At 51.0% G+C, this 20,587-nt stretch carries 25 protein-coding genes; 9 read left to right on the plus strand and 16 right to left on the minus strand.

Annotated features, from left to right (window positions below):
- Positions 1-150 precede the first annotated feature (150 nt).
- On the minus strand, positions 151-660 hold the full coding sequence (locus ACJJIL_RS14785; RefSeq protein WP_413664981.1) for a DUF1097 family protein: 510 nt from the start codon (positions 658-660) through the stop codon (positions 151-153).
- A 360-nt stretch (positions 661-1,020) separates the two neighbouring features.
- On the minus strand, positions 1,021-1,716 hold the full coding sequence (locus tag ACJJIL_RS14790) for an SDR family oxidoreductase (RefSeq protein ID WP_445360058.1): 696 nt from the start codon (positions 1,714-1,716) through the stop codon (positions 1,021-1,023).
- Between the two features lie 13 nt (positions 1,717-1,729).
- Between ACJJIL_RS14790 and ACJJIL_RS14795 the strand changes: the two genes are divergently transcribed.
- From ACJJIL_RS14795 to ACJJIL_RS14815, 5 genes are all read left to right on the plus strand, one after another.
- Positions 1,730-2,092, plus strand: coding sequence for a DUF3301 domain-containing protein (locus ACJJIL_RS14795; RefSeq protein ID WP_444898052.1), 363 nt, complete (start codon positions 1,730-1,732; stop codon positions 2,090-2,092).
- Between the two features lie 90 nt (positions 2,093-2,182).
- Positions 2,183-2,320, plus strand: a complete 138-nt coding sequence (locus ACJJIL_RS14800; protein ID WP_445360059.1) for a DUF1653 domain-containing protein — start codon at positions 2,183-2,185, stop codon at positions 2,318-2,320.
- A gap of 385 nt (positions 2,321-2,705) precedes the next feature.
- Positions 2,706-3,212 (plus strand): phosphatase PAP2 family protein, encoded by a 507-nt coding sequence (locus ACJJIL_RS14805; RefSeq protein ID WP_413664977.1) that lies wholly within the window; start codon positions 2,706-2,708, stop codon positions 3,210-3,212.
- Positions 3,209-4,282 (plus strand): MJ1255/VC2487 family glycosyltransferase, encoded by a 1,074-nt coding sequence (locus ACJJIL_RS14810; protein WP_445360060.1) that lies wholly within the window; start codon positions 3,209-3,211, stop codon positions 4,280-4,282. The genes ACJJIL_RS14805 and ACJJIL_RS14810 overlap by 4 nt, the downstream gene beginning before the upstream one ends.
- A gap of 170 nt (positions 4,283-4,452) precedes the next feature.
- The gene (locus ACJJIL_RS14815; RefSeq protein WP_445360061.1) at positions 4,453-6,255 is read left to right on the plus strand and encodes an acyl-CoA dehydrogenase; all 1,803 of its coding nucleotides are present in this window, start codon (positions 4,453-4,455) and stop codon (positions 6,253-6,255) included.
- 28 nt (positions 6,256-6,283) lie between these two features.
- Here ACJJIL_RS14815 and ACJJIL_RS14820 read toward each other — a convergent pair whose 3' ends face one another.
- From ACJJIL_RS14820 to ACJJIL_RS14875, 12 genes are all read right to left on the minus strand, one after another.
- Positions 6,284-7,651 carry an ATP-binding protein gene (locus tag ACJJIL_RS14820; RefSeq protein ID WP_445360062.1) on the minus strand — a complete coding sequence of 456 codons (1,368 nt, stop codon included), beginning with the start codon at positions 7,649-7,651 and terminating at the stop codon, positions 6,284-6,286.
- Positions 7,648-8,322 carry a response regulator transcription factor gene (locus tag ACJJIL_RS14825; RefSeq protein WP_282931897.1) on the minus strand — a complete coding sequence of 225 codons (675 nt, stop codon included), beginning with the start codon at positions 8,320-8,322 and terminating at the stop codon, positions 7,648-7,650. Before ACJJIL_RS14825 ends, ACJJIL_RS14820 begins: the two co-directional genes overlap by 4 nt.
- A 34-nt stretch (positions 8,323-8,356) precedes the next feature.
- On the minus strand, positions 8,357-8,674 hold the full coding sequence (locus ACJJIL_RS14830; RefSeq protein WP_282931896.1) for a PepSY domain-containing protein: 318 nt from the start codon (positions 8,672-8,674) through the stop codon (positions 8,357-8,359).
- Positions 8,675-8,739: 65 nt separating this feature from the next.
- Positions 8,740-9,303, minus strand: coding sequence for a glycine zipper 2TM domain-containing protein (locus tag ACJJIL_RS14835; protein ID WP_413664972.1), 564 nt, complete (start codon positions 9,301-9,303; stop codon positions 8,740-8,742).
- 143 nt (positions 9,304-9,446) lie between these two features.
- Positions 9,447-10,148 carry a DUF3106 domain-containing protein gene (locus ACJJIL_RS14840; protein ID WP_445360063.1) on the minus strand — a complete coding sequence of 234 codons (702 nt, stop codon included), beginning with the start codon at positions 10,146-10,148 and terminating at the stop codon, positions 9,447-9,449.
- On the minus strand, positions 10,141-10,380 hold the full coding sequence (locus tag ACJJIL_RS14845; protein ID WP_444898060.1) for a hypothetical protein: 240 nt from the start codon (positions 10,378-10,380) through the stop codon (positions 10,141-10,143). Before ACJJIL_RS14845 ends, ACJJIL_RS14840 begins: the two co-directional genes overlap by 8 nt.
- Positions 10,364-10,750, minus strand: coding sequence for a hypothetical protein (locus tag ACJJIL_RS14850; protein ID WP_444915972.1), 387 nt, complete (start codon positions 10,748-10,750; stop codon positions 10,364-10,366). The genes ACJJIL_RS14845 and ACJJIL_RS14850 overlap by 17 nt, the downstream gene beginning before the upstream one ends.
- Positions 10,747-11,271: an RNA polymerase sigma factor gene (locus ACJJIL_RS14855; protein WP_444912518.1), complete on the minus strand. Its 525-nt coding sequence runs from the start codon at positions 11,269-11,271 to the stop codon at positions 10,747-10,749. Before ACJJIL_RS14855 ends, ACJJIL_RS14850 begins: the two co-directional genes overlap by 4 nt.
- A gap of 362 nt (positions 11,272-11,633) precedes the next feature.
- On the minus strand, positions 11,634-12,047 hold the full coding sequence (locus ACJJIL_RS14860; protein ID WP_413664967.1) for a hypothetical protein: 414 nt from the start codon (positions 12,045-12,047) through the stop codon (positions 11,634-11,636).
- A gap of 149 nt (positions 12,048-12,196) precedes the next feature.
- The gene (locus tag ACJJIL_RS14865; protein WP_444927243.1) at positions 12,197-13,561 is read right to left on the minus strand and encodes an L-cystine transporter; all 1,365 of its coding nucleotides are present in this window, start codon (positions 13,559-13,561) and stop codon (positions 12,197-12,199) included.
- A gap of 162 nt (positions 13,562-13,723) precedes the next feature.
- Positions 13,724-14,164: a TlpA family protein disulfide reductase gene (locus ACJJIL_RS14870; RefSeq protein WP_413664965.1), complete on the minus strand. Its 441-nt coding sequence runs from the start codon at positions 14,162-14,164 to the stop codon at positions 13,724-13,726.
- On the minus strand, positions 14,103-15,506 hold the full coding sequence (locus tag ACJJIL_RS14875) for a YihY family inner membrane protein (protein ID WP_445360064.1): 1,404 nt from the start codon (positions 15,504-15,506) through the stop codon (positions 14,103-14,105). Before ACJJIL_RS14875 ends, ACJJIL_RS14870 begins: the two co-directional genes overlap by 62 nt.
- A 172-nt stretch (positions 15,507-15,678) precedes the next feature.
- Between ACJJIL_RS14875 and arsC the strand changes: the two genes are divergently transcribed.
- The 4 genes from arsC (at position 15,679) to sppA (ending at position 18,953) form a co-directional block, all read left to right on the plus strand.
- Positions 15,679-16,023, plus strand: a complete 345-nt coding sequence (arsC, locus tag ACJJIL_RS14880) for an arsenate reductase (glutaredoxin) (RefSeq protein ID WP_282931887.1) — start codon at positions 15,679-15,681, stop codon at positions 16,021-16,023.
- On the plus strand, positions 16,023-16,643 hold the full coding sequence (gene wrbA, locus ACJJIL_RS14885; RefSeq protein ID WP_413664963.1) for an NAD(P)H:quinone oxidoreductase: 621 nt from the start codon (positions 16,023-16,025) through the stop codon (positions 16,641-16,643). Before arsC ends, wrbA begins: the two co-directional genes overlap by 1 nt.
- 10 nt (positions 16,644-16,653) lie before the next feature.
- Entirely contained in the window at positions 16,654-17,001 is a 348-nt protein-coding gene (locus ACJJIL_RS14890; protein ID WP_444898065.1) for a DUF2069 domain-containing protein, read from the plus strand.
- An 86-nt stretch (positions 17,002-17,087) separates the two neighbouring features.
- Complete coding sequence (gene sppA / locus ACJJIL_RS14895) at positions 17,088-18,953, plus strand: signal peptide peptidase SppA (protein ID WP_413664961.1); 1,866 nt, start codon at positions 17,088-17,090, stop codon at positions 18,951-18,953.
- Positions 18,954-18,983: 30 nt separating this feature from the next.
- On the opposite strand, the gene ACJJIL_RS14900 is transcribed toward sppA, so the two are convergent.
- Together ACJJIL_RS14900 and ACJJIL_RS14905 are read right to left on the minus strand one after the other, a co-directional pair.
- On the minus strand, positions 18,984-19,277 hold the full coding sequence (locus ACJJIL_RS14900; RefSeq protein WP_413664960.1) for a DUF3175 domain-containing protein: 294 nt from the start codon (positions 19,275-19,277) through the stop codon (positions 18,984-18,986).
- Between the two features lie 72 nt (positions 19,278-19,349).
- The gene (locus tag ACJJIL_RS14905; protein ID WP_445360065.1) at positions 19,350-20,558 is read right to left on the minus strand and encodes an MFS transporter; all 1,209 of its coding nucleotides are present in this window, start codon (positions 20,556-20,558) and stop codon (positions 19,350-19,352) included.
- Positions 20,559-20,587: the final 29 nt, after the last annotated feature.

Consider the following 20,587-nt stretch of genomic DNA (forward strand, 5'->3'; position numbering starts at 1 on the left):
CTTTCAGACTCATAGGGTTCAGTAAACGCCAAAGCTGTAACAAATACCATTGCTGTAGATAGCAATATACGTTTTAACATTGAACTACACCTCTATTCAATCTTACTGAACCCCTTACAACCCTTTCCCTCAAGCACTCAGATTCATCTTTCAACAAGTCCTTACTGCTCGTTGCTGACGCGGCCATAAAATATCAATCAGGCCGGCAAATGCTGCACCGATAGATACCGTTGCAATCAGTTGAAAATAGGCATCCAAGGTAATGTCCAACTGCGCAAGAAACGCAATAATGATACCAATGGCATAGCTGGTGACATTCCGAATACCGGTCACCATTCCCATTGCCCATACACTGATAATCGAGAAGAGAAGTGCAATCGGCCCAACCAGGATACTTGGGTCAATTTGCCATTTATGTGCCGCTGTTTGAGCGCCCAACCCCAACCCCAGCCCGGTCACCACACATGCGAGATTGTAGGCACCTGCCCGCCAATCACGCCCCCTGGAGTAATAGGCAATAACACCCAACACCGCTACCCATATTGGCATTCCTCCCAGATAACCGACGAGTGCCGCAACAATGAGAATTGCAAGGATTGGTGACTTCAGTAACTGGGGGGACAAGCTTTTACGCTTGGTTAAAACACTGGGCCACTTCATGATTTCCACTCCTTCGAGGACACCCTGATAAGAGGTAAGATTCCTTGCCTAAAACGTAAAACCCGCCAACACTCTGAAAGGATCTATCAGAACCATTCCTTGATATGAAGCTATTTTCAGCTAGTTCCCACTCTGGGGGATAGAAAACTTCTTCCGTATTCTTGCCCAATCTTGCAATCAGCAGGCAGTAGCACGAAGCAGATAAAACAGACTCACCCGCCGGTCATATGCAAAAAAGTTGAAATGCATAAATTCGACTGATCAAGGCTACTCAAGCGACCTCGTATTCAGGCCGGCAGAGTGTGGGAGCTGCATTCTATTAGATTCTCAAAGGAGTTTTGTCACAGCCCATTACAAGCGTTACCAGGGAATTTCTGTCCCGTCATAGTTATAAAATCGACCCGTTTTTGCTGGCGTTGCTGATAAAAGCAGCTTTTTTAGTCCGCCGGCACTTTCCTCAGCAGAAATTAGTGCTCCGGGGCCGCCCATAGCTGTTTTTACCCACCCCGGATGCAAAGCGAGAACCGTGATTCCCCTCGGCTCTAAATCGATAGATAAGCTTTTGACGACCTGGTTTACGGCTGCCTTTGAAGTTCGGTAGATATATCCCCCGCCAGAGCGATTATCAGCGATACTCCCAACCTTGCTGCTCATCACCGCGATTAGCTTGTGCTCACTGGCCGCAACATTGTCACAAAAAGTTTCTGCCATCATATAGGGGGCGATAGTGTTGGACTCTAAAACTCGACGCCACTCTGCGCGGTCAACAGCGCCAAATCCCACGCCCTTCGGCCCGTAGTAGCCTGCATTGTTGAGCAATATGTCTATCGGCTCTCCTCGAAAGGCCTTACCTAGAGAGATCATCTGTTCGTAGTCGGTCACATCTAGGCGAATCAACTGTATCGAGGCGTAGCGCTCTTGCAACATCGCGAGCTCAGCGGCTTTCTTCGGTTCCCGGCAACAAGCCAGGACCTTCCAGCCAATTTCGGCAAACTGGGCACACAACTCAAGCCCTATTCCGCGATTGCAGCCAGTAATTAAAATCGTGCCGGACATTGGCGCTCCTTAAATGGTATTCTTGCAGGAAAGCGATCATAGCAACTGTATAGCAATGTATTACACTCTCAGCGACATACTGTGGCTTTCCCTGTTCTTTGTGGTTCTTTGGTATATCTGGGCCAGTATGGCCGCTAAAGAGCACGTCCGGCGAGCCGCTTCTGATCACTGCCGACAGCTCGGTGTCCAACTGTTAGACGACACCGTGCTTTTGGTTCGTACTCGAATCAAAAAGGATAAGAGGGGGTTTTTCAGCCTTCACCGCAGTTACAAGTTTGAGTTTACTTCTACAGGCGAACATCGCTATTCAGGCACTGCTGTACTTCACGGGAATCGCATCCAACAGCTACAGCTTGCCCCCCACCACGTAAGTTAGAGGTACCCATGCAACGCGGCATATATCGTCACTACAAAGGAAATCTGTACGAGGTTTTATACCGCAAAACATAGTGAATCCGAAGAAGTTATGGTTGTGTACCGAGCCCTTTATGGAAGCTATGGTGTCTGGGTGCGACCCCAAAGAACATTTAATGAAACAGTTTCTAAAAATGGCGTTAAATCTCCACGCTTTGAATTAGTCCAGGCATTTGACATAGCTGCCTGACCTGACTGAAATATAATTAATTTTGGAGGGGCCATGCTTCCTCCAAAGTCACTTTATCTGTCTATTATTTTTTCCAATAAGATAAGCAACTTTCTCCAGTTATATCTGCACCCAATCCAACTCAATCTTTTGTCTAACTTGCTGGTACTCAGGTGTACTATCAGCTTACAACTGACCCCGAAAACCCCCAGTGTTTATTAATCGAATTACTTATAATTTTAATTTGGAATAATTTTGCGCCAACTATTCGTTGGATCTTTCAGCCTTTGAAATAAGCTCTTTCATTCTATTCTTCCCGCCTGGTCAAGATTTCATTATTGCGACATAAATCGGTCAAGTCCGTGCAATAATCGATTTGTAACTTGTCGGCATGCGAGGCTTACCGATGAATCTAAAGAGTTTTGATGTGTCCATAGTGCTGTATATGGTTGAGCGGGCATCACGCCCCAGCTCTCGCCGGCGCTATCTGTGGCTATCTAAATCTGGGGATGGGTGGGCAGCCGGGGCACTTTTATTCACCTATGTATGGCTCAATTCAGCCATTCAACTGCTGTACTTGGCATGTACCGCAGTTGCCTTGGAACGCGGATTGTACTGGGGGATAAAAAACACGACACGACGACTTCGCCCGCCCCAAGCAATCCCGGGCATGCGTCCCGTAATTGTGGCGCACGATCGTTTCAGCTTACCGTCGGGCCACACCTCATGCGCCTTCCTATTTATAACCGCGATGTCTATACAGGTGAGCCCTATGTGGAGCTTCGGTTATATCTGGGCCACCGGTGTCGGAGCCGCCAGGGTTGGCCTGGGAGTTCATTTCCCGTCTGATATTTGTGCCGGCGCTATTTTGGGGACCAGTGTCAGTTTAATTGTGAGTGCTGCCTTTTTATGAAGATACTTTACGGCGTTCAATCCACGGGTAATGGGCACATCAGTCGCTCCCGTGCGCTGGCTAAGCAATTCGAAAAGTATCCAAATCTCGAGGTCCAGTGGTTATTTTCAGGCCGTCCAAGAGAAAGCTTATTTGAGATGTCTTCTTTTGGAGACTATTGGTGGCGGGAGGGAATGACTTTTATCCACAGTCACGGCCGCTTGAATAGTTTCGCAACACTACGAAACATCAATGCAGTAAGATTCATCAAGGATATAAGAACACTGCCGGTTAATAATTTTGATTTAATTATCAGTGACTATGAACCTGTTACGGCCTGGGCAGCGAAATTTAAGAAAAAACGCAGCATCGGTATCGGCCATCAATACGCCTTTGAATTCCCGATCCCTGCACCTCGCAATAAGTGGGCATCCCGCACAGTACTAAAATCATTTGCCCCAACACAAGAAAGTATCGGTTTACATTGGCACCACTTCGGCAACCCAATACTACCGCCAATCGTCCCTCAGAAACCTGAACTCTCCCAAGAATTGGGTGAACATATTCTAGTTTACTTGCCTTTCGAACAGCCTATTCCGATGCTGGACGAACTTTCCAGGCTGCCCTATCGGTTTATCGTCTACGGTATACCCCACAATTTACCTACCTCTAGTAATATTCAAGTTAAGGCCCCCTCAATTAATGGCTTTCAGAAGGATCTGGCAACCTCTAAAGCAGTAATCTGCAATAGCGGATTTGAATTATTGGCTGAAACCCTGGCTCTGGGAAAACCCATTCTCAGTAGGCCTCTCGCCAATCAATTTGAGCAGGAAGCCAATGCCAAAGCGCTCGATCAGCTCAAACTGGCCACAATCGTAAAACAGATAAATGCCTATACGATCGACAAGTGGCTAGCCAACTGCCCCCCTCCACTTCGGATAGTTTGGCCTGATGTGGCTCAATCACTGGGCAACTGGATTGCTTCCGGGTGCCGACAAAGCCCAGCTGAACTATCCTCCCAACTGTGGCGCAAGGTGGTACCAAAGCCCGTTGCAGAAGCAGCACCAGTATTTCAAAGAATATCCGAGTAAAAGCACTCTAATAATCGCCAAGTCTATTCATAGAATCAGTCATTGCCCAGTGCACCCTCTCCACGTTTACATATACACTTGAATCGTAGAGTTCCAGCATAAAAATATTCAATGGAAAACTACCTGGAAATTAAACGGATTACCCAAAAAGAATAATGTAAGAGGTAAACATGGCCCATCAGCTGCTCAACGAGCGTGAAATCGATTTTTTACTTTATGAATTTTTAGATACCGAGGCCCTAATCAATCGCCCTCGGTACAGTGATCATTCCCGTGAAATTTTTGATGCAACACTGAATACCGCACACACCATTGCAGAAAAATTTTTCGCTAATCACAACGCCAAAGGCGATGCGATTGAACCGAGCTTTGATGGTGAAAACGTCAGCGTTATCGAAGAAACCAAACAGTCCTGGGATGCTTTTGCCTCTGCAGGATTTCTCGCCGCTCACTGTGATGCAGAGGAAGGCGGACTGCAATTGCCAGAAGTTATTCTGCGCACAGCACTCGCTTATATGGCCGCAGCAAACGTTGCCAGTGCTAGCTACCCGTTCTTGACCATTGGCGCGGCCAATCTGGTACGCACTTTCGCCAGCGAGTCGCTTAAAAAGCAATTCCTTCCACAAATGTTGGACGGACGTTTTGCCGGGACTATGGCACTAACTGAACCGGATCAGGGCTCCGCGCTGTCAGACATTCGCACTAGCGCCTTACCAGAAGAAGACGGCAGCTACCGTATTCACGGACAGAAAATGTATATTTCTGGTGGCGATCAAAACCTCACTGAGAATATCGTTCACCTGGTTCTGGCAAAAATTAAAGGCGCACCCGCAGGTGTGAAGGGAATATCACTTTTTCTGGTTCCCAAATTCCTTCTGGACGAGCAGGGGAAACCGGCAAAACGCAATGATGTAAAACTCGCAGGCCTGCTACATAAAATGGGTTACCGCAATACCACATCAACGGTATTGAGTTTTGGTGAGGACGGTGGCGCTATAGGCTACCTGATCGGTGAACCCCACCAGGGCCTGAAGTATATGTTCCAAATGATGAATGAAGCCCGTATCAGTGTGGGAGCTGGCGCTTCTGTACTTGGATACCAGGGGTACACTTACTCTCTTGAGTACGCCAAGGGCCGCCCGCAGGGGCGTATGCCCTCTAACCGAGATCCTGAATCCAAACAGGTCCCTATCGTCCAGCATGCCGATGTTCGCCGTATGCTACTGATGCAAAAAGCCTATGCTGAAGGTGGCTTAAGCTTGAGTGTTTATGCCACCTCACTTTACGAGGATGAGCATACAGCCCCTACAGAAGAGCAGCGCAACAATGCTGCAACACTGCTCGATCTGCTAACTCCCGTAGTAAAATCCTGGCCCTCCAAGTACTGCCTAAAAGCTAATGAGTTGGCGATTCAGGTTTTGGGGGGAGCGGGTTATATTCGTGAATACCCGGTAGAGCAGTTGTATCGAGACAATCGCCTTAACGCAATTCACGAAGGTACAGAAGGCATCCATGCCCTGGATTTACTGGCCCGGAAAGTACCGTCAAAAAATCTTGCTGGCTACCAACTGTTACAGGCAGAGATCCGCAATACGATTATGCAGGCCAGGGATAAACCTAAGCTCGAATCTATGGCCAAAATGCTGGAAGAAGCCCTGGAAAAGTTGGATGAGACAAGTTTTGCATTATTCTCCCAGCTTCAGGAAGATGTGGATCGCGGCCTGGGTAATGCCACCCTATACCTGGATTTATTTGGCTGTACCGTAGTCGCCTGGTTGTGGCTACAGCAGGCAGTTATCGCAGAAAAAGCACTGGAAAAGAATCCTAATAGTGAAGCTCAGGATTTTTACCAGGGTAAATTACACACTGCTAAATACTATTTTGAATGGGAGCTACCAAAAACAGAGACAGCTATCGCACTGCTGAAATCAGGCAATAGCGTTCCTTTCGACATGCAGGAAAATTGGTTCTAGTTAAACGACTTGTCGAGCAAAACGGAAATTACAGTTGTACCGTAATTTCCGTACCTCCCTGAGGAAGGGGGGCTGCATTTATTTGCCCTTCATAGCTCTCAACAATATCCACTACCACGGCAAGTCCAATACCCTGCCCAGGTTGCTGTTCATCGGCACGAACGCCCCGCTGGGTAACCGCTTGCCATTTCTCACTGTCCAGCCCTGGGCCATTGTCTTTAACCTGAATAGACAGTTTGCGAGTATCTTCCATATTCTCAACGGCAACCGATAATTTCCCGTCACCATATTTATAAGCGTTATCCAGCAAGTTACCCAGGACTTCCATCAGGTCACCTTCGTCACCATAAAACAGGGTGTTTTCAGCACAGGAACTTTCGACATCACACGGCTTACTGCGATACACCTTTTCAAGCGCATCCAGTATTTTATGGAGCAGTGGCGCGACCGGTGTCCCCCGTATAATGGATTTCGGCGAACTGGTTACTGCCCGCTGCAGTTGATAGCTGATAATACTGTCCATCCGCTGCACCTGATCCGTTAGCGTCTTGCCGGCGGTTGTTGTATCTCCAGAAAATTTAAGACCCTTCAATACCGCTAATGGCGTCTTCAGGCTGTGGGCCAGGTCAGCTAATGTATGCCGGGTTTTTTCTCTCTGGCGGCGCTCATTTTCAATCAACAGATTTAAGTTATCTGTCAGTGGGCGTAGCTCCCGCGGAAAATTACCCTCCAATCGATCGGCACCCCCACGCTGCATTTCCTGAAGCGCATTAGCCAGGGCTGTCAGCGGGGCAAACCCCCAGCGCAGAACCAACCACTGTGCAAGGATTAATAACAATGCTCCCAACCCCAACCAGTGCCACATGGTTGAGCGAAACTGCCCCACTTGGGCCTGTAGCGGGGCCGCATCCTCGAGCACTGCAAAGGTAAACAAATTTTCATCTTCCAGCCCCCAGGCAACCCCTTGGCGGAAACTGCTATAACTTCCCTCTTCTCCCGGAACCGATACCTGCGAATAGGACTCCTGCCCCTGGGAAAGCGGATAGAACTCCAGCTGCGGCATTGCCAGGGCTGACTCCGAACGCCAGATAATCTCACCCTCCCGATCAATAACAGCGCCCACCAAACCGGAATCAGGCTGGTTGAAGCGTTGCTCGGGCAAACTCGGGGGCAGAATCAGGGTTTTACCTTCCGGCTCAGCAACCGCCAGCAGGGTGTAAATGTAGACCTGCAGCTCCCGCTGCTTGGCTTCATTCAGGGAGGTGCGATAGGCGTGCTCGAGGACTCCAGAGATAAGAAGAATAAAGCCGACTAGCACAAGACTGGTAACCAGGGCCAGACGCCCCTTTAAGGAACCCAGAATATAGGAAAGCAGGGGGAAATTGATGGATCTCACTGCGGAATCACAAAGCGATAGCCGCGCCCGCGCAGAGTCTCGATAGGCTTAAGCTTGGCTGCCGCATCAATTTTTTTCCGCAGGCGTCCAATAAACACCTCTATCACATTGCTGTCCCGGTCACAGTCCTGTTCATAGATATGTTCTGTCAGGGTGGTTTTTGACACTACCTCATCCGGATGAAGCATCAGGTATTCAAGTACCTTGTACTCAAACGAAGTCAGGTCCAATTCAACTTCATCCACACTAACCCGTTGCGCACTGGTATCCAGAACGATAGGTCCGGCTTTAATCGTCGGCGATGAGAAACCTGCGGAACGGCGCACCAGGGCATTCAACCGTGCGAGCAGTTCTTCAGTATGGAAGGGTTTTACCAGGTAATCGTCCCCGCCAGCTTCCAGGCCGGAGACCCTTTCCTGCCAGTGTCCCCGAGCCGTTAAAATCAGGATAGGAAAATGCTTCTCTTCACGGCGCAGTGTTTCAATAACCTGGATACCATCAATTTTGGGTAAACCCAGGTCCATTACTGCAACGTCGTAGGGATATTCCCTCCCCAGATAAAGTGCCTCTTCTCCATCAGGGGCTTCGTCAACGGTGTACCCGGCCGTGCGCAGGGACTCTGCCAGCTGCTGCCGCAGTAATGCTTCATCTTCAACTAATAGTGCGCGCATAGTAATTACCTTATTGCGGCTCGCAATTATTCTGCTAGCGGGATATACGGCCGCTCTGTTTATCGACAAACACCACATAAACCTGGCTTTTGGCCGACAGTCCCTTCACCCGATACACGGCTCGCCCCTGTTTTTTGGTCTCAGAAATGGCGAGAATTTTTCCACCAAAGCGTTGTTTTACGATTGAAGCAGCCCGATCCCTTGAGATTTCTCCCCCTTGAACACGAAGAAAGTGGGGCTGAAAACTCTCCCGCTCATAAGCGGGGTAGCTGTGTACCGTGGCACTGCAGAGCGCCGGCAAAAACACAGCGGTAAAAGCAATAAAGCCAAGTAAGGTACGATTCAGTTTCACGGTGCGGCTCCTGTGGATATCCAATTTTCCACCCTTTATAAACTCCCTGCCGCCCTCAACCGGGCTCAAAGAGCCGGTGAGACGTCGACATGGACCCGGATTCTATCGCCCGGATGATGGTCAGTGCGAGTCAAGTAAACTTGCCCATTATACCGATAGCGGACATCGTATCCGACTAATTCCCTTCTTGTAGAGTATTCATCTACAACATGGCAACGGGACTCTGTTGCATAGTGGACTGGAGCATTGGCACGGCTGATCTGGTTACCTACCAGGGCGCCCACCAAAGCCCCTGCGATTGTGGCGCCGCCACGATTGTGACTGCGATGATAACCGTAGCGTCCACGGTGGCCGTGATCGCCTAAGTTATTGCCGATTGCAGCACCTATAAGTCCCCCCACTACAGTACCTGCCGGGGAAGTCGGCTCGCGATAGGCAACCTGTTCATCGCGACACTGAGTCGTCGGTGTAACAACCTGAACATCGGTGTAGACGGGAGTAACCTCGGTAACTCGCGCATAATCATAGCCACCCGCAGCATAGCCTCGGGGGCCCGCGCTGGCAGTAGAACTTAGACCCACCAGTGCCGCAACTGCCGCACCCGCGATTAGCTGTTTGTATAGTTGCACGATATATCTCCCGCTAGTCATCAACGGGAGCCAGATTACTTAAGATGATCTGAATAGACGCTGAATTACACTGTCGTACCAGCGTAGCAGCGAGGTAAAACGATAAGCCAGCCTCTCAGGGTTGGAATTTGAATGGCAGGGCACTATTCAGGAGCCCCAGATGAACTATCAGTCTCCTCATCACCCTCTCGTCGGTCACTGGCCTCTCGATCACGCCTAGGCCGAGAATCCTGGTGCCTTCTCCCCCTTTCGTGCTCCCTTCTGGGCCTATCTCCTCTCGCCCGGTCGCCCCTTGGTCGGTCTTCTCTGTGCCGGTTTCCTCTAGGTCTATTCTCATCGGACCTATCCCTCCTAGGCCCATCTTCCCTGAGTCTATCCCCTTGCGCTCGCTCTCCCCGAGCCCTATCACCCCTGGGCCTTTGCGGTTCACTCCTATCGCCCCTAGCTTCCCGCCAGCGCTCGCGCACTTGCTCTCTCTGTTCGGGGGACATCTGCCGATATCTCTCACGAGCCTCACGGATACTCTCACGCCTGCCTTCCGGCAGGGCACGGTACTGTCGATAAGATTCCCGCAGCTGATTACGGCGTTCCTGGGGCAGAGACTGCCATTTTTCATAGCGCTGCCGAGCATTGTCACGCTGCTCAGGGCTCATTGAGTTCCATCGACGCGCACCCCGCAACAACCTCTCCTGCTGGCTATCAGACATGTTGGGCCAGCGCTCTTCCATGCCCTGTAACAGCTTGCGATCACTATCACTTAGGCTTTTCCAATCCACCGACCACGCCATACCAGCCCAAAGCAGAGAGGCTGCCATCAAACAAGTTGCGACCAGGGTTTTAATCATGACTGTCCCCCAGCCATATATCTTTGCTTTTGGTGCCTTCTTGGGTTTGCCCGGGACCTTGAACCAACTCGGGATCTTCAGGGATAACGACATCACCTTGTTCATCGACCCACTCTTCCAGGAATAACAGGAATTCCTCCGGCAGAGGCTCAGCTTCCTCCGCCTCGGTAGTACCTGGAAATACGAGCGCACACATAGATATGATGAATAAAACACTACGAAGAGTGCCCATCCAACTCCTCCGCCAACCACTGATAAAACTCCATATCCTCAATCATCTCGATATCCATATCTTCATCCAGCAGCCAATCACCACTCACTAGCAGCTCTGTACGACTTTCATTATTGATAACAGAACTGGGCCACCATAGAGCAAGAAATAGCACTGCGGCAGAAGCCGCTGTAACTGGAAGGTATGGATACAAGGTCTTGAGTGAAAAGTACCGTTTTTTATTATTTTGATCTTGCGCTGCGGAGCGGATTCGCCGCAACTCAGCCAGGGTTTCCGTATCGAGCGATCTCTCTCTACGTATAACAGCGGCACTGGCCGCTCCGAGTATACGCTTCTCGTTAGTCGATGAATTGTTTTCTAAATTACTCATTCCATCGCCTCCAAATGAACCCGCAGGCTGCGCAATGCTCGAGAGAGGTGAGTCTTCACACTTCCCTCGCTACAAGCCATAGCCCCTGCTGTCTCACTGACATTAAAGCCTTCAACGCAGCGCAACAAAAAAGCCTGCTGTTGACGCAGAGGTAACTTTTCAATGGCGCGGTCAATGGCATCAATCGTACGTTCACCGATTAGGACACTATCCGGGCTGCGGCCGTTGGGGTCGGGAAATTCACTCAGATCCCATTCATCGCCTTCGCTATTAATAGGAAGTTTATCTTTCAACAGCTGCCAACGGGACAGGTTTTTCTTGCGACGATGCCAATCGGTTATGCGGTTATTAAGAATGGTAAAAAATAATGGGCGCCACTCCGCACGGTCTCGGCAGCTATAGCTTTTGACGAGTGCAAGCATAGAGTCCTGAACGATATCCAGCGCATCATCACGGTCCCCTACAGCATATTTCGCCATAGTGAATGCCCGCTTTTCTACTGAAGCGAGAAACTGATCCATAAAAGCCGATTGAGGTCCCTTGACGAGGATGCAATCCTTCTACGGCTATTGCGGAGCCTCTAAATAATTCCGTGATATTTCTTTGGCTGTCAGGGCAGCTCACAGTCTAGGCGCGGCTTCACAGGAGTGTTTAAACCTTTTGAGAAGTCGCAGCACAGAGTATGAACCACTCTGAAATCCCCGTAGGACAGACTTAGAAGGCCCCAGCTACTGCATAGCTCTTGCAAAGGACTAAGCCCTTTATCAGCAGGCTGCGCCTAGCGACTGCAGTCTTCCAAGACTATAGAAATATCACGGAATTATTCAGAGGCTCCTTAGTTTGCCGCAACCCACTAGATAATGCCTGCTACAACCAACAATCACTAATCGTTATTGTTGTCACGGGATCTACGATGGTGCTTTTTTGTCCGCTCGCCGCGTTCGTTCTTCCGATCGTATCTATTATCTATTCGCTCGCCTTTTTTATCGAGGCGCTCGTTTATTTTCTCACCTTTGTTATCCAGGCGCCTATCGATACGATCACCTTTTTTATCTAAATGTGCAGCTAATTTATCTCTCCCATTAGCGGCAGCCTGCTCAGACCGCTGGTCCAGGCGCTCATTAATACGATCACCTTTATCATCGAGGCGCTCTTCAATGCGATCCCCCTTTCGATCGAGACGATTTTCAATACGGTCGCCGCGATCATGTCCATCATCCTCACTGCTTTCAGCTTGCAGCGAGAGGGGAAAACCAAGGCTAAGCGCCAGTACTGACAGTCCTATCAGTTTATTCATAAGTTGCTCCAGTTCCGTGAACAAAAAACTCAATGCGTTAACAGCACTGACTATAACGTCAGGCACTAGAGCTGGTTGACAGGACTCCTATGAAAAATCGGCGAAATCAGAAGACAAAAATAATCGGTGCACAAAGTACCGTTCTCTGTTCAACCCTCTACAACTTCCGGGCCGGGCACTTCATCGCCGAGCCAGCGTTGTGTCAGGGTGCCAGCGGTCATAGCGCCGTTAACATTCAGCGCGGTTCGCGCCATATCAATCAGAGGTTCAACAGAAATTAGCAGAGCCGCGATAGTAACTGGCAACCCCATTGCCGGCAGTACCACCAAGGCTGCAAAGGTCGCCCCGCCACCAACGCCCGCTATACCGAAAGAACTGATCATTACAACCGCCACTAAAGTAGCAATCCATACTGGGTCCCATACATTGATCCCCATCGGCACTGCCACCATCACTGCCAGCATAGCCGGATAAATGCCGGCGCAGCCGTTTTGCCCAATAGTCGCACCGAAAGATGCAGAGAAATTGGCAATTGCTGGAGACGTACGCAGCTGGTCCACCTGAGTCTCGACATTCAGGGGAATAGTTGCAGCACTGGAGCGGGAGCTAAAGGCAAAAACCAGCACCGGCCATACCTTGGTGAAATAGTGCAGCGGATTGATACCATTAATAAGTAGCAGCAGACCGTGCACCAGGAACATCAAACCAATAGCCGTAAAGGAGGCCAGCACAAAACTCAATAAGTTAAGAATATCCCCCATACTGGATTTAGCGATCAGGCCGGTAACCAAAGCCATCACGCCGTAAGGTGTAAAAGCCATCACTAGTCGCACCAGCTTCATAACCCAGACTTGAGCCACATGAACGAAGCGCTCAATCGCTGCGCCCTCTTCGGGAAATTCACGGCGAACCGCCAAGGCTGCCAACCCTAAAAGCACCGCGAATATAACCACCGCTATAACAGAAGTAGAGCGAGCCCCGGTCAGGTCCAGAAAAATATTGCGCGGCACAAAAGAGGTAATAATCTCAGGAATGGAAAGGTCTGTGACCTTGCCAATGCGCTCATTCAGCACTTCCACTCGCGCAGCTTCCCTGGAACCCTCAACCAATCCCGCAGCCGACAAACCAAATAGCTCGGCCATAGCCACGCCAATTAGAGCGGCCACCGCCGTTGTTCCCAATAGCACCCCCAGGACTGAAATACTGATTTTGCCCAGCGCCTGGGTATGGCTGACTTTAACTACCGCCACTAATATGGAAGTCAGCACCAGGGGCATCACGAGTAAATACAATAGATTTACGTAACTGTCCCCTATCATCTCTACCCAAGGTATCACCTCTGCGGGTGCAGCCCCCCATCCGCGAGACAGTTGCAGGGTGCCTCCAAAGATAACCCCAAGAATCAGGCCAGCCAGCACTGCTGGTGCGAGGGAGTCACGGCCTCGCTGCCAGCGAAAAAGTCCGTATAGAAAAACAATAAATAGAAGCAGGAAAGCAAATGAACTGATATGCATAAGGTCTGGGTCCCACCCGGAACAAAAGGGGAAAGTGGCGGCATGCTATCAGCGATCCGTCACAAGCCTATAGATGTGTTAGTTATAGTTTTATAAAGTTTGGGAGCTTCTAATAATCCACTGTTACCCCGCCGGCTTTTACCAACACTCCATTAGTACTCGCTATAGATTGAGAGCCGAAATAAAGTCGTCTCTATCCTGCGGCCCAACCAATGTTTTATGCCAGCGTCCATCGGTACCAATAATGAACGTAGAAGGCAGCACCTCCGGCTTCTCCTGCCCCCAGCGCCCTTGCGGTTCGGCCACTAGAACGGGAAAAGTAATACCCAACTTATCCGCCTGTTTTTGTATTTCCGCAATCGGTAAATTGTCGAAGTTCACCCCAACAACAACGACATTGTTGTTACCGTCGGCCAGTTGGTTAAGGACCGGGATCTCCTCTCGACAGGGTTTACACCACTCTGCCCAATAGTTAACCAGCAAAACCTTACCCGATACATCCAACTCTTCCCCATCAATGGCTAGAAGCGATTTATCGTCTTTAGCGCAGGCGCTTATTCCGCATACCAACAAAAGAAAGGTGACCGCTGCTGCTCTTGTCATCTTCACTTTGACTATTTTCATCAGGCCCACTTTCTCCCTCGGTTTCAGAGTTTGTTTGCTTATCATCAGTCCCGCCGTCGTGGCCCAGCTCAAGGGGCTTATCTTCAGCTTCCTTTTGCTCGGCCTCCAGGAACAACTCTCCAACAGTGACACCTAATTGCTCCCGGGTTGACTCTCTGGCATTGGCAAAGCGTTGCTCTACCTCTCCATACCAGGGCAATCCATCCAGACTCGCAGGAATTCCACTGGGCATCCAATCCGAACTCAGCCAACCTGCCAATTCAACCAGGGACACCGTATTCAGGTCCCTCAGCAAAACATAATCATTGCGATCAGTCTGGGTCACCATACGATTAGCCTGAAGGATATTCCGCAACCTTCGCCACTGAACAAACTTGATTCCCATACGGGAAATATCTCGCTCCTTCAGAGGCCTCCCCTTTGCGCATTTCTTATACATCTGCCAGAGAACAATAAGGAGGGCAACCAGGTCAGAATGCTCCCGCTCCTGGGTCGCAGCTTGATAAACCGATAGTGTGCGCACCAACACACAGCCGGCCAATACCAGTATCCACATCAGATAAATCCAAAGCAGGAACAGGGGAACAACAGCGAATGCGCCGTAGATTGCCTGGACCGAACTCCGCGCTACCAACAAGCCGAATAAGTACTTCATAACCTCGAAAACAATCGAGATTATGATCCCCCCCTCTATTCCGTGGCGCAACGGGACATAGCAATTGGGCACAGCTATGAACAATAGGGTAAAAACTATGGAGCTGAAAACAAATGGTAGAATCCTGAATAACAACGAAGTTACCTCAAAGGAATCAGCTCCACCCAAGAAAAATTTTTGAGAAAAGACAAAAGTACTTGTCGCCAGTCCCGCCCCTAATAGGATTGGACCGAGACTCAATATCGCCCAGTACAAAAGAAAACTCGAAACCCCGCTGCGGCCTTTTTGGACGTCCCAGATAGAGTTAAAGGTCCCCTCGATGCCGCGAAGGGTCAAACCCGCAGTAATAATCAGCATCGCGATACCAACGCCAGTCAAACGCTGTGCCTGTTCGGAAAAACTGCTGATATATTTTTGGATCTCGCGCCCACTCTGAGGCAAAAAGTGGGTGAACAGTTGATCCTGTAATCTACTCTGCAAGCCGGCAAAGTCGGGAAACAGTGATAACATGGCGTAGCTGACCGTCACTAGGGGAACTATGCCAAACAGTGTCAGGTAAGTGAGAGCAGCCGCGCGTTGCCGACAATCCTTTTCATCAAACAGTTTCCACAGTGACGTCGCAAAGCGCAGCCAGTGGTTTCCCCAATCCTTTACGGTGCTTCTCATTGTGATCTCTCTATGCCTGGACATCTCGCCCAGGCCGCAGTATTACTGCCCCAAATAGCTAAGGAGCTCCCGAAAACCCCGCAGGACGTTGGGGGGATTATTCAGAAGCGACTTAGAACTCCGCAACATTCTTCGGTTAGAATACGCCAAACAGTAACAGGATGCCGCCACAATGTGGACGATTTACCACAACCCCCGCTGCTCAAAATCCCGCCAAACCCTACAGCTATTGCAGGATAACGGTATTGAACCGGAGGTGGTTCTCTATCTACAAACCCCACCTTCTGCCGAGGATATTCAGCAGTTGCTGCACAAACTGGATATTGATGCACGACAGTTGTTGCGCACTGGTGAAGAACCCTACAAGCAGTTAAACCTGAAAGACAAAGATCTGGCCGAATCCCAGTTAATTGACGCAATGGCTCAAAACCCTATTTTGATCCAACGCCCGATCGTTATAAAAGGCGACAAAGCAGTGATAGGGCGGCCCCCTGAAAATGTACTGGGGCTGATCTGATGGATCGGGACAACGAAGGCTATGTCCTCATCCTCTACTACAGCCGCACCGGCGCTACAGCGCGCATGGCCACCGAACTGGCTCGCGGCGTAGAGGCCAGTGGGATTACCGCTCGCCTGCGCACCGTGCCCGGCGTATCTCCAGACACTGAAGCCAGCGAGCCGCCGGTACCCACCGAAGGTGCCCCCTACTGTACAATCGAGGACCTGCGCAATTGCTCCGGTTTACTGATGGGCAGCCCCACCCGCTTTGGCAACATGGCCTCTCCGCTGCGCTATTTCCTTGACCAAACCAGTGATATTTGGCTCGATGGCAGCCTTACCGGTAAGCCGGCTGCGGTATTTACCGCCACTGGCAGTCTTCACGGTGGTCAGGAAACTACGCTGGTATCCATGATGCTGCCCCTGCTGCACCACGGCATGTTAATCGCCGGCATCCCATACTCCGAAGCCGCCTTAATGCGCACCCGCACTGGCGGCACACCCTATGGTGCCTCACACTGGTCCGGTGAACACGCCACATCGCTTTCCGATGACGAAGTAACCCTGTGCCGGGCACTGGGCAAGCGAGTCGGCAGCCTGGCACAGACGCTGGATAATGCACATAACGGCGACAACTAGAGGATAAAGTGTGAACGATTCTGTACAGCGCAAGCTCAAGATAGCGCTGCGAATTAACTGGATTTGTTATATCGGCATGCTAGTGCTGTTTGTCGTCTGGAATCTATTCCTCGAAGGCGGCTCATTGTTCCTGTGGTGCTTGCAGACCATACCACTGCTGTTGGTACTACCTGGGTTACTAAAGCAGCACTATCGCAGCTATCTGTGGCTCTGTTTTATTCTTTTGCTGTATATCACTGCCAGTATTGTCGGTGTAACGATGCCTACACGCGGCTGGCAGGATGGCGTACTGGTAGTCCTTAGCCTTATCCTATTCTTTTCATCAATGATGAGCAGCCGCTGGCATCGCATGCAATAGCCACCGGCACTACTCACATTGCTAATGATTTTGTAACTGATAAATAGACAACGCTTGCCCCTCAGCGCACTAAGGAGTTTTGAGGTTTGACTGATTCATCCAATGAGAAAGGACTGTTCCGCAGCTTTTTTGGTGCCATTGGCGGCTCAATTACCTGGCTGAGGCGAGTGTTTACCAACCTGGTGTTCCTGTTAATACTGGTATTCCTGGGTATCGCAATTTTTGGCAAAGACGAACAGCTGGTAGTCCCACAAGGCGCGGCCCTGCGCGTGGCTCCCAGTGGATTTTTGGTAGATGAGCTCAGCCAGCCCAGCGGATTACCGATTTTCTTCGGCGGCTCCCAGGGGCCAGCGGAAATCAGGGTTAAGGATCTTGTCGACTCTATCGACAAAGCCGCACAGGACAAACGCATTTCCGCACTGGTGCTGGAGCTCGACAATATGGTCGGCGGCAGCCTCAGTAAGCTCGACGAGATTGGAGCAGCCCTGCAGCGCTTCAAGGCTGCCGACAAACCCATTTATGCGGTAGGTGATAACTACACCCAGGCGCAGTATTTCCTCGCCAGCCACGCCGACAAGGTGTACCTGAATCCAATGGGTTCCGTGATGCTCACCGGCTTTGGCGTCTATCGGAATTACTATAAAAGTGCCCTTGAAAAGCTCAAAGTTAATTTCCATGTGTTCCGCGTTGGCGACTACAAGGATTTTATCGAACCCTATACTCGCGACGACATGTCTCCGGCTTCCCGTGAGAATAACCAGCGCTGGCTGCATGAACTCTGGAGTGAATACACCGAACAGGTGACCGGCCTTCGCAACCTGCCAACTGAAAGCATCGATCTATTTATCGACGAGTTACCCCAGAAACTGCAGCAGCATGAGGGCGACTGGGCACGTACTGCTCTGGCCAATAAACTGGTCGACCAACTCGCCAACCGCAACTTGGCTGTTCAAGAGCTACGCAAAACCATTGGTGAAGATGAGAACGATGAACGCAGTTATAAGGCCATCGATGCCCTCACCTATTTACGCAGCCAAAAGCTCAGCGAAGTTGCCGCCAAGAAAGAACCCAATAAGATTGCCTTAATCACGGCAAGCGGTTCTATTGTCGATGGCCGCGCTCCCGCCGGCAGGATCGGCAGCGAAAGCCTGGGAGAACTAATCGCACAGGCGCGCAAAAAAGAAGTTGATGCACTGGTTCTGCGCATTGACAGTGGCGGCGGCTCCGCCTTCGCGTCAGAAGCAATTCGACAGGAGTTACTCGCCACCCGCGAAGCCGATATCCCTGTCGTTATCTCCATGGGCAGTCTGGCCGCATCTGGTGGCTACTGGATTGCTACCGGCGGCGATCGAATCTGGGCCTCTCCCGCAACCCTGACAGGTTCCATTGGCGTATTTGGCGCCTTCCCGACCTTTGAGGATTCCCTTGAGGCACTGGGTATTTATACCGATGGTGTGGGCACTTCAGACCTGGCCGGCAGCATGCGGTTGGATCGTGCCCTACCCGAGGCAGCCGCCAGTATCCTGCAACAGGGAGTGGATAATACCTACGCCAGGTTCCTGAGAATTGTGGCCGAGTCCCGTGGCAGCACCCCCAAGGAAGTGCACAAAATTGCCCAGGGCCAGGTCTGGACCGGGCGCGCGGCTAAAAACCTGGGGCTGGTAGACGATCTGGGCAATCTCAACGACGCCATTGCCGACGCCGCACAGCTTGCTGAGATCGAAGAATACGATGTAATAGAGATCCAGCGCGAGCTGACTCCCGGCGAAAGATTCCTGCGTGCCCTGAGCGATAATGTGGATGCACGTATCGCCGCCAGCCTTGAGGCAAACCTGCCACTCGGCGCCTGGTTAAACAGCTTACAACCGGTTTTGGCACCAATCGGCGAACTGCAGAGCTTCCGCGACCCGCGCGGACTCTACGTGCGCTGCCTGCCCTGCCTAGCCCCCTAAAAGACTTCATCGCCTCTACCCTGCGCCGGCTCAATGCCGGCGCGGACGCCCATAAAGCTCACGCAATTCATTTTTCGCGGCCTCCAGGATTCTGCGCCTGCGCGCAGGCAAATGATGACCCGCACGATTGATATAAAAAGTGAGCATAGACATAGCTGAACGGAAAGGCTCTGATTTGCGCTGCTGACTGGCCTCAGCTGCACTCTTCAGGGATTTGGCTATCGCTTTTGGATCATCCAGGCTAAATACACCGGCTTCAAGGTCCAGCGCATGGCTGTTTGTCGTGACTCTCTGTGACCATTTGGCACTTTTTACTGATACCAAACCCCACCTCCATAACCGCAGTTCCCTGTTAAATATATGGTGGCTCAACCGGATTTGGTCGTTACGGGATTCCTATACCTCGCTATCGGAAATTTTAACCTGCCGTAGAGCCCCACTCAGGGCAACCAGTGCGAATGCCAATAAACTCAGGATTCCCGCCCACAATAGTGTCGTCAGAGGCGCTGCAACCTCGCTCAAAACACCCGCAGCCAGGGCCCCCAGCGCCGCAGAGCCAAATAGGGCAAATTGATAAATAGAGATAATGCGACTGCGATAATCCGCCGGCGCCAGCAATTGCACAATGCCTCGCCCCAACCCTGCGGAGGCTGCCGCAACCGCCCCCCAACACAGACACAACAGGATCAACCCAAACTTTGTTGGCCCCAGGCTGATAGCAATCAAGAGTGCAGCGCTGTAAAGCAAGCACATCAAAATTCCCCGCCCAGGCTCCTGCCCCTGGCCCCGTCTCAACATAGTCACCGTCGCGATCACCGTGCCCGCTATAAATGCCAGCTGCAGGGTCGCGTAGTAACCGGCACCGCGACCGTAGTCCTCAGCCAGCAGCGGTAAGACCACCAAGAAAACCCCGATATGCACAAAGCCATTGAATGCCATCAATGCGGTCAGCTCCCGCAATACCGGGTGTTTCCATGCCTGACTGAGACCATCCAGAATCAGGGTGTGGGGTCGCTTCTCTGGTGCCTTCTGACGCTCTTGAGGCTGACACAAGGAGAAAAGCAATAATGAAGCCACTAGCACAACGGCAATCTGTACACCCAGCAAGTGCTGCAAGCCCCACTGGTCAAATCGACTCGCTAGCAACATTCCCACTGCCTGGCCGCCGTACTGCGCCAACATCATCCAGGTTACGGTTTTTTGCACGCCTTGCTCAGTGGCCTGCCCCTTGCGGTTGCGGGCACTGCGCTGCACCAGGTTATCCCGTGCCGGCTGTAAAAAAGCGCTGCACACCCCCAGGCAAATTCCGTAAACCATCAAGGTGGATAAATTCAGGACATGGAAGGTGAAATACAACAACAATGCGGTATGACAAAGCGCCAGGCCCAAACAGGCTAGAGCCGACACCAGAGCCGGGTCTCGCCTATCTGCCAAAGCACCGCCAAACAACAGGAATACCAGGTTTGGCAGCAATACTGATGCCTGAATCCACCCCAATTGCAGGGCCGGAAGATCCACGATCGTCAGCGCAATCCAGGGCAGCAATATCACCTGCAACCCGGTTGCCAGGGAGGTGCCGCTATAGCCCAACAGAAACCTTTGCAATTGGGTTGGCATTCTAGATACGAAATAAC

The sequence above is a fragment of the Microbulbifer maximicatervae (SeqCode) genome (assembly GCF_052468095.1).